The organism is Arsenophonus nasoniae DSM 15247 (genome assembly GCF_000429565.1).
Taxonomy (GTDB): Bacteria; Pseudomonadota; Gammaproteobacteria; order Enterobacterales; family Enterobacteriaceae; genus Arsenophonus; species Arsenophonus nasoniae.
In genome coordinates, this window is sequence record NZ_AUCC01000083.1 from 1 (window position 1) to 12,960 (window position 12,960).

Below are 12,960 nucleotides of genomic sequence, written 5' to 3' on the forward strand. Positions count from 1 at the left end.
CTGAAGCAAATAAGGTTTAAAGGGGGATAATTTAGTCGGTTGTTGACTTCTTTTAGCATAAGTTGGCATTGTCTGTTGTTGTAAATGATGTTTTACGGTGTTACGGGATATACCCAACTCACTGGCAATTTTTCGAAGGCTTTGTCCTTGTGCAAAGCGAACATGAATATCCACAAATATCTCCTTGGTTAACATAAATTATCCGTACAAAAATGTGCGAATAATACAAAGTGGATCAGTTTTAGATGATCGTTAGTGGATCAGTTTTGCATGATCGGTGACAACACTCGATTCACCTGATACCCTTACGACCGGTAACCTGACGGTGCAGAAGCAACTCACTTACCTGGGCGGTATGAGCGGCTCGGGTGGCAAGGGTGCGGCAGCCACCATTAACGGCGATATCAAGGCCAGCGGGGATATCCAGGCCGGGAACGTGTCGCTGAAAAACCATCAGCACAGTCACGGTCATGAAGGCAGGTCGACCGGCAAGCCGATATAAGCGCTTACAGGCTTTAACGCACTTTAATACCCCCTGTTGCCCGCCTGTGTCATGCTGCCCGTATGAAAAATGATTATGCAACGTCCGTTTACTGGCAGCCCGCGCTGAACCGTCCCGGCGAACGTGTTTCCGGGCTGGCCGATATTGCGCAGTCCATGCGTATCATTCTGTGTACGCCCTGTGGTACAGACCTGCATCGGCCCGATTTTGGCAGCAACCTGTACCGCTATCTGGATATGCCTACCGAGCAGGCCATTCCCCATGTCGTCAGAGAGACGGTCGACGCACTGCGGCGCTGGGAGCCACGAATACAACTCCTTGAGGTGAAACCGCGGGTCGATGCCGAACATCTCTGGTTACGGGTACGCTGGCAACCGATAACGGACGGCACACCGCAGATGACGGAGGTCGCATGGCGTTAACGGACAAGAAGCCGGTATTTATCAACACCGATGCGGCGGCGCTGACCGCTGAAATGATAGCCTGGTATGAAAAAGTCAGCGGCAAAACGCTCTATCCGGCGCAGGATGAACGACTGCTGATTAACCTGATGGCTTACCGTGAGGCGCTGGTACGCCTGGCTATCCAGGATACCGCCGAGCAGAATCTGGTGGCCTTTGCCCGCGCCCCGATGCTGGACTATCTGGGCGAACTGGTCGGTGTATACCGCCTGTCGGCTGCGGCAGCGCGTACCCGACTGCGTTTTCAGCTCGAAGAATCCCCCGACACGCCGCTGGTCATTCCGGCGGGCACGCGCGTTAGCGCCCGCGACAGTATTGTTTTTGCCACCGATGAGGCGGTGACCCTGAGCGACACTACCGTCAGCGTGAATGCCACCTGTACCGAGCGCGGCACACTTGGCAACGGCTGGCAACCGGCGCAAATCAGCACCTTGCTCGACGGCATCAACGATGCAGACCTGAGCGTGACGAATACTGAACCCAGTACCGGTGGCGCTGACCCGGAAGAAGATGCGCATCTGCGCGAGCGTATCCGGCTGGCCCCCGCGTCATTTAGCAACGCCGGGTCGCGCGAGGCGTACCGTTTTCATGCCATGAGTGCCCATCAGGATATCCGCGATGTGGCGGTGATGCGCCCGGTACCGGGTACGGTGGCGCTTTATCCGCTGATTAAAACCGGCCTGCCGTCCGACACCTTGCTGGCGCTGGTTAATGGGGCCTGTTCTGACGAAAAGGTGCGCCCGCTGACCGATACCGTCAAGGTGGCTTCGCCGGTTAAGGTAACTTACCGGATTGAAGCGGCTATCCGTGTTTATGCTGGCTACGATAGCGCCGAGGTCATGGTCGCAGTGAAGCAGTCCGCCCAGCGTTATATCGACAAGCAGGCCGCACAACTGGGGCGTGATATCGTTCCCAGCCAGATACAGGCCACCCTCTCGGTCAACGGGGTTTACAGCGTCGAGCTAAAACAACCGACCCTGCAGGGGGTGAAAGAAAACGAATGGCCCTGGTGTGAAAACATCGACCTGACGTTAGTGGGAGTGTAGTGGTTAGCAGAGCGCAACGGGAGGGCGGCATGATAGTAAAAACACGTGAATTGTCAGGACGTCATCTTGATTATGCGGTAGCCAAATCGCTGGGTTATGAAATTGCCTATTTTGACCGTAAAACTTCACCGATTTATATCAATGTGGATAAAAACCATTTTTTTGTTGCCTTTAACCCCTCAAAAAATGGTGAACAATGCGATGAATTTATTAAGCGATATCAAATTAAATTCAGAAAGACAAAAGCGGGTTCTTTCTGTGCCGCTTCAGGTTTGTTTGATAAAGGGATCGGCAAAGGCGCAACTCATTTAGAAGCGGCCTGTCGTTTAATTGTTTCTATTATTCAGGGGAATGAGATTGATATTCCTGACGGGTTAGTGAGGAAGATATGATAGCAACAGGATCGTTAAGTCTTGTTTTACCTTTTCCGCCCAGTGTTAATACCTACTGGCGTCATCCTTCCAGCGGGTTAAATAAAGGACGTCATTTAATCAGTGCTAAAGGACGGCAATATCGCTGCGCAGTAATTGCGAGCGTACTGGAACAAAACAATAACCGAAAACCCAAAACATTGACGACTGCAGTTAGTCTTTCATTAACCTTATTTCCGCCAACAGATCACCGCCGTGATCTGGATAACTTTGTTAAGGCCAAACAGGACAGCTTAACTTACGCAGGTATCTGGCAAGATGATGCACAGGTTAAAAGATTAACCGTGGAATGGGGCGCAAAGATTGCAGGTGGTAGTGCACTGGCTATTATCACGCCTTATTTGCTTAACCATGTAGAAAAGAACACTAAAAAACGTCAACGAAAAAAAGCAAATGCACTCTCTAATATGGATAAGTGGATAGATGGAATTTTAAGTAAAGAATTTATATTGAAATAAAGCGGAGCTTTTTTGATGTGTCATTTACTCACAGCAATACCTGTTCCTGAATTGGGCATTGTCGCCTTTAAGCCAGGTATCAATCAGCTACACCATTTCAGTGGCCGGATGATAGTAATGTCCGCACCGGATGAATTAAGCGATGCAAAAGCAGGCAGAATAGCAGAGCAGGCAGTTTTAAATCTAGTCATTGATGCTAACCCACCAGCAAGTTTAATGAAAATCCAGAAACTGAAACGTTGGGGAAATCAAAAATATCTGCAGTGGGTTAAGTCGCGTCCGTGTTGTCTCTGCCAGAAGCCAGCGGATGATGCCCATCATCTTATCGGTTATGGCTACGGGGGTATAGGCGTAAAAGCACATGATTTATTTAGTATTCCACTATGTAGGGGACATCACAGTGAATTGCATCATGATCCTAAAGCATGGGAAGTAAAGTATGGTAGTCAGTTAGCGCTGCTATTTGGTTTTCTTGATGAATCATTGGGGCTTGGGGCATTGAGTTAAGGAACAGTTTATGACAGAGCATGACTTAGGGTATTTTCGAAGCGTGGCCAAATATGCTTTTAGGGACTGGACAGTAAACACTGGACAACTTGAGGCACTCACGTGTAAGAGTGCAATGGAAACAAAAAGGTATCCAAGAGTGAAAAAGCGGGAAATAAAATTAGCGGGTCATTCCGTTTGTCGAATAACTGATCCGGTAAAAGTCACTGAAACCCGTCGTTCAGGCAGAGAAATCCCGCTTATCGAGTACCCTGCTTATTTTTACTGCCACGAGAGAAGAGTGATCAGACAGTTAGCAGATCATCAACGCTCATGGATACTGTATTGCTATTGTCATGAGATGAATTTTCAACATCAAGTGAATATATGCTCATACCTATGGCGAAAATTTACCTATCAGACTGCAGATATAAAAATCACTAAAAAGGTCAAAGAAAGATTAAAAATATTGGTTTGGTTATGCGTGCAACAATGCGCAGATAGCTTTTCTGGTTTAGCTAATCAGGGGTATAGTCAATCGGATCTTGCCAAGTTAATGGGGATGAAGCGGGACAACTGGAAAAAGAATTATCACCATTTTTGGTTAAGATTGATTTCAATCTGTAAGGCATTGGATAGAGAAGCCTTATGTCAGATAGCTGAAAGTGTGTAATGATATGAAAAAATAACAAAAAGTCATTTCTACATCTTGCAAAAGTCAACAAAATGAGTGATATTTAAGGCTAAATTGATATGTTGCTAGAATTGTATAGAACCTCTTTAGTGAGGTTTTTTGTTATTAAAGGTTGTGATGATAAAGCTAGACGAGAATAACGTCATAAGTTATATTTTATATCAGGTGCTCAAAACACTTCAAACAGCGGTCTCCACACCCGACAGACTTGTGGTTTTTTTATATCCATAAAATTTTGATATGGTCGGGCGTGAGGCTAATAAAATACCCGCAAGGGAAATATGCCCGCCGTCTGTTTGCGGTTTTGAGCGCCTGGCCACCCTACTTTAAAATAGGGTTAATTCAAAATATCAAACAGGATATAAAATATGAATACTCAAATGTCTACTATTCCTAGTGTATTTATTCACGATGGAAAAGTTATAACTACCTCTCGTCAAGTAGCTAATTATTTTGGCAAACAACATTTTCATGTAATTGAAAAAATAAAAAATCTCGAATGTTCAGAACAATTCTTAACCATCAACTTTTCGAGGGTTCCATTTGAACATAATGGGAATGTATACGAAGAGTATAAAATGACCAAAGACGGGTTTGTGTTCTTGGTTATGGGATTTACAGGTAAGAAAGCAGCTCAGTTTAAAGAAGCCTATATTTCTGAGTTCAACCGTATAGAAGCTCAGTTACATAATTCTATTACTGTAACAGGCACAACTAGCAAAATACTGCTGACCCTACTTCCTAATGGTAAAGTGGATAGTGCACGAGTCGTACATGACAATGAGTATGTTTCTTCTCTCGAAACACTATTTGAAATTGGCCGCCGATCTGGTTATGTAATTATTCACAAGGATGAGTTGATTAAAAAACTTTCGGAATAAATGAGTCATATCATTGAAAAATCCAGATAGATAATACCTAGCCTCACTTGTTTAGAGTGGGGTTTTTTAATTGGTAAAAATTGTAATAGATAGTGAGAAACAGTTAATAGGCTACCCTGAGAAAGGAATAGCAATTTTGAAGGTTGGGTGATGGTAATATTATATAAAGATACAATCTTATTTACCCCTGCCGAGTTGAGGAGTATAAGTTATTTGATTACATGGAATAAAACTCCTTGTTTTATTATCATAACAGAGTTCTTTGGCTGTTATAGATTGATCGTTATTATTAATACAAATTCTCTTACTTAGATCATATGTAAATCCCTTAGGACAGATACTCATAACATTACTTGAGAATAGAAGCATAAATATTACTGCTGATAAATTTTTCACTTGATTATCCTATAAAAACCCACAAAATTTTAGAATAGTTGATGTTTTATAAAGTTAATAATAAATATTTATTATTTTTATCAATCTTAAAAGTTGCCCTTTTTGTGAAATTTATTATCTTACTATTGTCCTAGATTATTTAGGCTGAGATAGGGAAGTAGTACTGGAGTGGTCGTTACTACGGCAGGTTTTTGGGGTGAATTGATATTGTTCCAGAGTTTTATAGAAGTTATTTAGTGAAGTTTTTTTATTAAAGGATGTGATGGTAAAGCTAGACCGGAATGAGGTCATAAGTTATATTTTATATCAAGAGCTCAACACACCATAGGCAGTTACCGCGACTGAATCAAGCGGCTTTTTTATGTCCGAAATTTGTTATGGTCGGGTAGCGAACAGTATATACAATACCTTTTGGGAAAAGCTGTTGGCCGTCCTATACGGTGTTGAAGTACCCGACCACCCTAGTTTAATTACTTTAATCTTGTTCTGTCTCTAATTTAACAAACTCATTTCTTTTTGCATTGACGAGAAAGCAAATACATGCGCTATAGTTTACCTGCATCTGATAAATCAGATATCGGGCGTGAGAACCCGAGTTAGTAACCGCGACATGACACACGCCGCGAGCGTGTTTTTTATTGTCGTAATCTAGCCATATTCAATGGTGGGGTGGATGGGGCAACCGAAAGGTTGGCCGGCGGTTACTCCGGTATTCTCACCCCCATTCAGTTCACCACCAGAGAGTGTGAGAACTCCTGATGGTGAGTAAATTTAAGTAACCATCGGAGGTCATCATGACACTTCAATTATCTACCATCACTCCTAAAGTTACTATCAACAATAACAAGGCTATAACAATTTCTAAAGACGTTGCCGATTACTTTGGTAAAGAACATCAAAAAGTTGTTCTAAAAATATCTAACCTTGATTGTTCTGAACAATTTTTAACCCGCAACTTTTGGCGGGTTCAATTCGAACATAAAGGAAACACTTATGATGCATATGAAATGACAAAAAACGGCTTCATTTTCTTAGTAATGGGATTTACAGGAAAAAAGGCCGCTCAGTTTAAAGAAGCCTACATTGCCGAATTTGATAGAATGGAAGCAGAACTTAACAGTGCTATTACCGTAACTGGAACAACTAATAAGATCCTGCTGACTTTACTTCCTAATGGTAAAGTAGATAGCGCAAGAGTCGTTCATGACAATGAGTATGTTTCTTCTCTCGAAACACTATTTGAAATTGGCCACCGATCTGGTTATGTAATTATTCACAAGGATGAGTTGATTAAAAAACTTTCGGAATAAATGAGTCATCTTATTGAAAAATCTGGATAGATAATGCTTAGCCTCACTTGTTTAGAGTGGGGTTTTTAATTTTTAGTGTTTTTCATCATTTTTCTTCTTTACTTGAGGATTAAATAGAAGTTCGCTTAGAAACAAGTAAAACAAGAGTAAAAAATAAGGGTTTTGATTTAGCTTGCAAAAATGAACAAAATAGGAGATATTTAAAAGAAATTTAGTATATTGGTTTATTTTATGTGCAAATTAATTTTTATACTAAATAATTTTATTAATTTATAGATATTAATAATATTGAAAGTAGTTTGTCTTTAGTTTTCTTATGATAGTAAAGTTTAGGATTGAAAATTACGGAAATATTAAAAGGGAAATAAATTAATATGCTTAGTATTAAAATGTTATCTCATGTCGCTATATTTAGGGATAAATATTGAATTCTACTTTAGCAAGACTTGTTTTTAGTTGAGAAATAAGCCGACATGAAAGCTAAAATTGTGTGGAGGTTTATTTGTCTGGCTTATCTCAATCAAAATTGATAGCACGGTTATTGCAATGGATAATTAGCTGTAGTTTGTTAATAATCGCAATCATATTAATTATTTTCCTAATCAAAGAAACTATCGTCTTATCAGCATTGCTATTCAAAAATTCAGAAACTATGCCATCTTATCTTTTACTTGAAGGGATAATTACTTATTTTCTTTATTTTGAATTTATTGCTTTAATAATCAAATACTTTCAATCAGTTTACCATTTCCCGCTACAATACTTTATTTATATAGGTATCACCGCAATCATTAGATTAATTATCGTCGAACATAAAGAACCAATAAGTGTGTTGGTTTATTCAGTATCAATTTTAGTGATGATTTTAGCCTTATATATAGCCAATACTAAACGTTTAATTAAATAAATGTTGTTTAACATTAAAAAGTATGTCTTAATGTACTCCTGGTTTGGAATTATCTCTTGTTATAAAAATTTAAATAAATTCAGAGAGTAATGATATTATCGATACATCTCTATTCTATGGATTCCTTTTAATTTAACTACAATAAGTATTCAAATCTACATTTATTGAAACAAAAAATAAACAATTATAAGGATTCATAATGTCAAATATTATTCACGGATTGGTTAAATGGTTTGATGGTAATAGAGGATTTGGTTTTATTACTCCAAATGATGGTAGTAAAGAAGTTTTTGTACACTATTCTGAAATCAAAAACACTCATTATCAAGTTCTTTATGAAGGACAGGAAGTTAGTTATACACCTTTTCAGGGCATGAAAGGCAATACAGCAACAAATGTTGTTGTCCTAAATAGCTAATAAAATTAGTAACAAGAAATCAAGAATAAAAAACCTTACTCTTTGGGAGTATGGTTTTTAGCTTTGTAATTTCATCATTGTTTTTCATCTCTTATTTTTCTATTCATTTTGTTTATATTGATGTCGTCATTCCAGTTTTGAAAACTAATGCGTTAAGGTAACTCGGTGTGTAAAGCGATTAGCTTAACGCATAACTTTTAACTTATCACACTAAACTCATGGATACACTCTGTAGGGAGTGGATATGCGCATGCCTGAAAAATATTCAAGTCCTATAGCCTATCTATGGGGCATCCTGATCACCATTTTAAGTATTTTCACTTTAGAGCAGTGGGTGGCTATTGTCGGTATTGTCTGCACGATAGGCACTTTTTTAGTTAATTGGTACTACAAGCGTAAGGAATATAAATTGAAGGAATATCATTATGGTGAAGATACCTAAAAAGATTGTAGTAGCGGCGGGTGGAGTGATGTTACTTGCTTCGACCATGATAATGCATTTTGAAGGACTAAAGTTAGCGCCTTATTTTGATGGCGGCGGTGTACTTTCGGTGTGTTTCGGCCATACGGGAAAGGATATTAAACCCAACAGCATTTATAGCAAAGCAGAGTGTGAACAGTGGCTTAATAGTGATTTGCAGACGGTTAAAAAACAGGTCGACCCATTAATCCAGGTCAAAGTCAATACGCTGACACAGGCCGCTATTTACTCTTTTGTTTATAACGTTGGCATTGGCAATTTCCAGCGTTCTACATTACTCAAAAAACTTAATGCGAACGATCTGGATGGTGCATGTGAAGCGATGAAGCAGTGGGTTTATGTTGGTAAGGAAAAGTGGCAGGGTCTGATGACGCGTCGTGAAATTGAATCAGCGATATGTGCAGGCAATATATGAAATTAAATAGTTTGCCATTTTTTATCACTATATTGGCTTCAATATCGCTTGTGATTTTATATAACTACTATGCCCAACTTAAATATCAATATAACCAGCTGGTGGATGAACTCGATAAGCAGACAGAGCTTAAAAACAGCTATTTAAAAGAGGTGAAATTACTACATCAACTGGACACTAAACGAACACAGGAACTTAATCATGCGAAAGCTGAAATCAGTAAGCTTACTGACGATCTGCATAATGGCACTAAGCGGTTGTATGTCAAAGCGGTGTGTGCAAAGTCCGACAATATTACCGCCACCACCACCAGCGTGGATGATGCAAGACCCACCCAACTGGCGCCTGACGCTCGGCGAAATTATCTCCGTCTCAGACGCCAACTTGAAACCTTAGAGGCGCAGTATTTGGGGTTAAGGGAGAGAGTGAGTGAGGTTTATAAATAAAAAGCCCCTAACTTGGGGCCATTGAATTTTTATTTAAATGAAAATTAATTATCTCTTATTAGGATGTATTTTTGCTTGAAGTATTTTAATAAAGGATTGCTTTGAAATCTGATAGTCGTAATTAGAGTCTTTTAACACAGTTGAAAATACTTTTAACATTCTCTGATAGATTTCTATAGAAGGCATATGAGAATTATTAGTTATATTCATTTCAGCATAACATCCCATTTTTTTTAATAATTCTGCTATTGTTGCATATTCAGTTTCGTGGTTAAAATCAAAACCAGGAAAATTCAGTAATTTTTCGGGGTTATTATTTGACAAAGCTTTTTTAATATCGTCTTTATCTTGTTCATTCATTTGATTATATGTACTTGATAATGTTCGGTACATAGTAAGAATTTCGTGAACCAATTCAGGTTTATTTGGGGTGGGTAAGTTACTTAGTTCTCTTAATTGATATTGTTCGCCGATAGCCCAATAATTATTTGTTGAGATTGCAAGCTGGATTAAATCAGGATCATAACTATTGTTTATTTCTAGAGCTCTAAAAATTTCACATAGCATTGATATTTGAAGTTTTTCTGCCGCAGAAAATTCCATATTTATATACCTTATATAAAGTTAAATAACTAAAGTAATAGTAACAATGTTTCATTTGCGAAAAGATCGATCACAATCATAGATTTGCAATTGTTTGTAATTATATTTTTTGAATATCTTCCAATGTTAATTAAAGGTAAACTCCATGCCGCCCCGCATCCCCCGCGCATGCCGCAAACGCGGCTGCGCCAAGACAACCACTGATCGCAGTGGCTATTGTGAAGCACATCGAAGTCAAGGATGGGAAAACCATCAGCAAGGAAAAAATCGTCATCAACGCGGTTATGGCACCAGGTGGGATAAGTTGCGTATGCAGATATTAAAGCGTGATAAATATCTCTGCCAAGCTTGCTTAAAAAACAGTCTGGCTACTACAGCTAAAACTGTTGACCATATCATAGCAAAAGCCCACGGCGGCAGTGATGCAGAAAGTAACTTGCAAAGTCTGTGCTGACCGTGTCACCACAAGAAAACTGCCACGGAAAGAAGCCAATAAAGCAGGGGGAGGGGCGGGTAAAATCTCTACCCCTCTCGCTTTCCAGGACTGCCGCTTTAAGTTTATTTTTACGCAAGCGAAATAAGGAATATTTTTTCGATAGTTTTTAACAATTCAGGAGGGAGTATGGCAACCGGTATTCGGTCATCAGGAGGCGGCCGGAAGCGAAATTTACCGGCGAAAAAACAGAGTAACTTGACTCGTATTGCACCACCTGAGGCGTTAATAGGTGAAAATGCTGTTAAGTTGTGGAAAACCCAGAGCCATATTTTAATTCAGCGTGGTACCTTTGAACTGGAAGATGCGCCTTTGCTAATTGCTTATTGCAATGCCTTTGAATTGATGTTGCGAGCGGAAAAGGTTATCGCCGAACATGCATTACGGGATATTGACAGTGGTGGCATTACCGAAATGGGGGGCAGCGGTGGATTAAAAAAACATCCTGCAGTCGCGGTACGTAATGATTGCGTTTCCCAACTCGCGCGAGTTGGCTCTTTGCTTGGTGATGCGCCGCGCGATATTTGAAGCCAAAACGTGCGATAAATGGTGGGTTACTTTTGTTTCCATCAGTGCAACGAAATTACACTGTTATTTTTCATCAGAGTCATTTTGGCCTGTTCGAGCATTCTGGTTAACTGGACAATATTTGTAGATGCTAGCCAATGACACCCCATACAGTAATGCCAGCTGTGTTCTACTATGGCCTAACTCAAGTAATTTTTTAGCCTGCTCTTGCTGCGCGGAAGATAATGAGCAAGGTCTACCCCCGATACGTCCTCTGCTTCTTGCTGCGGCTAAACCTGCTTTAGTACGCTCAACAATCAGTTCACGCTCCATCTGTGCCAACGCACTCATCACATGAAAGAAAAAACGACCTGCGGACGTAGAAGTGTCAATGGCATCCGTCAAACTATGAAAATGAATACCTTCATCTTCAAGTTTGGATATTAAAGTAATCAAATGTTTAATGCTACGACCCAGCCTGTCCAGCTTCCAGACTACCAAGGTATCGCCCGATTTCAGGCACTTTAATGCACGTTTTAACCCAGGTCTCTGGTCTGTTTTTCCACTGATTTTATCCTCAAAAATCTGTTCGCAATTTGCACAAACGAGCGATTTTCGCTGTAAATCGGTATTTTGGTCATTTTTTGACACCCTCATATAGCCTATTTTTGCCATTCTTAACCTTTTCTCACTCTCTATAAGCCTTTTAATTGCTTGGTTTGGTCAAAATTTTAGCTAAATTCTCGATGTTATAAAACCTTGGTTTAACGGAAACGGTAGATTGTGCAAAAAATGCACTGGATAAACGGACTGGTGGCACGGTCAATGGCGACATTATTTCACAGGGTGGCCAATTCTTATTGAAGGGGGATAACCGCAAGCATCTGGGTTTTCATAATCAGGATGGTAGCGTTCGCATGTGGCTCTACAAAGACAAGGGAGGTGATGGCGTCCGGCTAAATAACGGCAATGACGGTAGTGGAGATTGGGTATTCAATAAAAACGGGCATTTTTATTCCCCGCAGGCACTCCATGCCGCAGGCGCTACCTATCAAGAAGATGGCAATATTCACGGATCGGTCTGGGGCGGCCATCTCAGCGGATGGCTAAATAATACCTTTGTGCGCGATATTCGATTGGGACATATGCAAGAAGTCCAGGTATGGCGTGGGCCTGGTTATCGTGATGAACCGCCTCATGTGATTACCGGCGCGTATAACTGGAACTCTGATGAATATGTTGACCTCATTCAGCGGCGTCCTTTGCAAAAAAATATCAATGGTAACTGGATGAATGTGTGGTGTATGTAATGCAAAACCTTAAAAATTTTCAACGTTATCACCCTGAATCCTCTGACAAAAAAGCGCTAGAAAGCGCTATGGGTGTCATTTTTCTTATATCAGAAGACGGTCAGGACTGGTATGAGTGCCAGAAAAACTTTCAGCTAGATACGATGAAAGTCGAGTATGATGCCGACGGAGTGATACGTTCAATGGGCTATGATATCAGCGGTTTCTGTCCCGAAGGGTGCAGTGTAGCAGAAGTATCCGAATGGCCTAAAGAGGCAGCCCCTAACCGAAAATGGTGTTTTGTCGATGCTCAAGTCGTCCCACGCATCTACACGGCTGATGAACTCAGGGGGAAAACTACTCATAAAAAAAATTATCTACTTGAGCAGGCAACCAAAATGATTGCGCCATTGCAAGATGTAATGGTCAACAAATTCTGTAGAAGATCTAAGCGGCATTTTTTAGTTCATGATATTTTTGATGTGGCGTTAAATAACCAATCGTTGAATGGCGTCGATAATAATTGTAAAACTGAATATAATTTTCAACTTCACAGACAACAGATTGATGATTCATAAACGATAAACGGTTAAGTCTTTCTGTCTTTAAACTCCTAAAAAATCTTTCCATCACGGCATTATCGAGGCAATTACCTCGCGGACTCATGCTTTGAGTTATTTTCCGTTCAAAGAGGTGCGCCCTAAACTCCTCCGATGAATATTGGCAACCTTGATCT

At 40.4% G+C, this 12,960-nt stretch carries 21 protein-coding genes and 1 pseudogene; 18 read left to right on the forward strand and 4 right to left on the reverse strand.

Annotation, left to right across the window (positions count from 1 at the left end; translation table 11 throughout):
- Nucleotides 1–195, reverse strand: a 195-nt coding sequence (locus G468_RS0113675) for a helix-turn-helix domain-containing protein (protein WP_026823594.1), incomplete at its 3' end; no start/stop codon positions are given.
- Between the two features lie 82 nt (nt 196–277).
- Here G468_RS0113675 and G468_RS23020 point away from each other — a divergent pair.
- The 14 genes from G468_RS23020 (at nt 278) to G468_RS23455 (ending at nt 9,332) form a co-directional block, all read left to right on the forward strand.
- Entirely contained in the window at nt 278–502 is a 225-nt protein-coding gene (locus tag G468_RS23020; RefSeq protein ID WP_246067272.1) for a hypothetical protein, read from the forward strand.
- A 62-nt stretch (nt 503–564) separates the two neighbouring features.
- Complete coding sequence (locus G468_RS0113685; protein ID WP_026823596.1) at nt 565–924, forward strand: GPW/gp25 family protein; 360 nt, start codon at nt 565–567, stop codon at nt 922–924.
- Nucleotides 915–2,009: a baseplate assembly protein gene (locus G468_RS0113690; RefSeq protein ID WP_026823597.1), complete on the forward strand. Its 1,095-nt coding sequence runs from the start codon at nt 915–917 to the stop codon at nt 2,007–2,009. Before G468_RS0113685 ends, G468_RS0113690 begins: the two co-directional genes overlap by 10 nt.
- 29 nt (nt 2,010–2,038) lie before the next feature.
- Complete coding sequence (locus G468_RS0113695; protein WP_135678022.1) at nt 2,039–2,401, forward strand: phage protein NinX family protein; 363 nt, start codon at nt 2,039–2,041, stop codon at nt 2,399–2,401.
- Nucleotides 2,398–2,898 (forward strand): RusA family crossover junction endodeoxyribonuclease, encoded by a 501-nt coding sequence (locus tag G468_RS21045; RefSeq protein WP_071846897.1) that lies wholly within the window; start codon nt 2,398–2,400, stop codon nt 2,896–2,898. The genes G468_RS0113695 and G468_RS21045 overlap by 4 nt, the downstream gene beginning before the upstream one ends.
- 15 nt (nt 2,899–2,913) lie before the next feature.
- Nucleotides 2,914–3,405 carry a DUF968 domain-containing protein gene (locus G468_RS0113705; RefSeq protein WP_026823599.1) on the forward strand — a complete coding sequence of 164 codons (492 nt, stop codon included), beginning with the start codon at nt 2,914–2,916 and terminating at the stop codon, nt 3,403–3,405.
- Nucleotides 3,406–3,415: 10 nt separating this feature from the next.
- A complete protein-coding gene (locus G468_RS0113710) occupies nt 3,416–4,057 on the forward strand; it encodes a bacteriophage antitermination protein Q (protein ID WP_026823600.1) in 642 nt (213 codons plus the stop codon).
- 389 nt (nt 4,058–4,446) lie between these two features.
- Nucleotides 4,447–4,959, forward strand: coding sequence for a Rha family transcriptional regulator (locus tag G468_RS25415; RefSeq protein ID WP_051297116.1), 513 nt, complete (start codon nt 4,447–4,449; stop codon nt 4,957–4,959).
- A gap of 1,190 nt (nt 4,960–6,149) precedes the next feature.
- Nucleotides 6,150–6,665, forward strand: coding sequence for a Rha family transcriptional regulator (locus G468_RS22565; protein ID WP_051297117.1), 516 nt, complete (start codon nt 6,150–6,152; stop codon nt 6,663–6,665).
- A gap of 502 nt (nt 6,666–7,167) precedes the next feature.
- Nucleotides 7,168–7,572 carry a phosphate-starvation-inducible protein PsiE gene (gene psiE, locus G468_RS0113725; RefSeq protein WP_026823601.1) on the forward strand — a complete coding sequence of 135 codons (405 nt, stop codon included), beginning with the start codon at nt 7,168–7,170 and terminating at the stop codon, nt 7,570–7,572.
- 199 nt (nt 7,573–7,771) lie between these two features.
- Nucleotides 7,772–7,990: a cold shock domain-containing protein gene (locus G468_RS0113730; protein ID WP_026823602.1), complete on the forward strand. Its 219-nt coding sequence runs from the start codon at nt 7,772–7,774 to the stop codon at nt 7,988–7,990.
- Nucleotides 7,991–8,234: 244 nt separating this feature from the next.
- The gene (locus tag G468_RS0113735) at nt 8,235–8,432 is read left to right on the forward strand and encodes a phage holin family protein (protein ID WP_026823603.1); all 198 of its coding nucleotides are present in this window, start codon (nt 8,235–8,237) and stop codon (nt 8,430–8,432) included.
- Nucleotides 8,416–8,886, forward strand: coding sequence for a lysozyme (locus G468_RS0113740; RefSeq protein WP_135678020.1), 471 nt, complete (start codon nt 8,416–8,418; stop codon nt 8,884–8,886). Before G468_RS0113735 ends, G468_RS0113740 begins: the two co-directional genes overlap by 17 nt.
- Complete coding sequence (locus G468_RS23455) at nt 8,883–9,332, forward strand: lysis system i-spanin subunit Rz (RefSeq protein ID WP_051297118.1); 450 nt, start codon at nt 8,883–8,885, stop codon at nt 9,330–9,332. Before G468_RS0113740 ends, G468_RS23455 begins: the two co-directional genes overlap by 4 nt.
- A gap of 48 nt (nt 9,333–9,380) precedes the next feature.
- On the opposite strand, the gene G468_RS0113750 is transcribed toward G468_RS23455, so the two are convergent.
- Nucleotides 9,381–9,935 (reverse strand): YfbU family protein, encoded by a 555-nt coding sequence (locus G468_RS0113750; protein WP_026823606.1) that lies wholly within the window; start codon nt 9,933–9,935, stop codon nt 9,381–9,383.
- 145 nt (nt 9,936–10,080) lie between these two features.
- Here G468_RS0113750 and G468_RS21060 point away from each other — a divergent pair, with 145 nt between their 5' ends.
- Nucleotides 10,081–10,389: an HNH endonuclease gene (locus G468_RS21060; protein WP_051297119.1), complete on the forward strand. Its 309-nt coding sequence runs from the start codon at nt 10,081–10,083 to the stop codon at nt 10,387–10,389.
- A gap of 168 nt (nt 10,390–10,557) precedes the next feature.
- Nucleotides 10,558–10,956: a P27 family phage terminase small subunit gene (locus tag G468_RS21065; protein ID WP_051297120.1), complete on the forward strand. Its 399-nt coding sequence runs from the start codon at nt 10,558–10,560 to the stop codon at nt 10,954–10,956.
- 63 nt (nt 10,957–11,019) lie between these two features.
- On the opposite strand, the gene G468_RS0113765 is transcribed toward G468_RS21065, so the two are convergent.
- A complete protein-coding gene (locus tag G468_RS0113765; RefSeq protein WP_026823607.1) occupies nt 11,020–11,610 on the reverse strand; it encodes a recombinase family protein in 591 nt (196 codons plus the stop codon).
- 185 nt (nt 11,611–11,795) lie between these two features.
- On the opposite strand from G468_RS0113765, the gene G468_RS21070 reads away from it, so the two are divergent.
- Nucleotides 11,796–12,245 (forward strand): hypothetical protein, encoded by a 450-nt coding sequence (locus G468_RS21070; RefSeq protein WP_162143432.1) that lies wholly within the window; start codon nt 11,796–11,798, stop codon nt 12,243–12,245.
- Nucleotides 12,246–12,313: 68 nt separating this feature from the next.
- Nucleotides 12,314–12,631 (forward strand): annotated as a pseudogene (locus G468_RS25130) (tail fiber assembly protein); the annotation flags it as partial.
- Between the two features lie 40 nt (nt 12,632–12,671).
- On the opposite strand, the gene G468_RS23030 reads toward G468_RS25130, so the two are convergent.
- Nucleotides 12,672–12,960, reverse strand: a 289-nt coding sequence (locus tag G468_RS23030) for an integrase core domain-containing protein (protein ID WP_155847005.1), incomplete at its 5' end; no start/stop codon positions are given.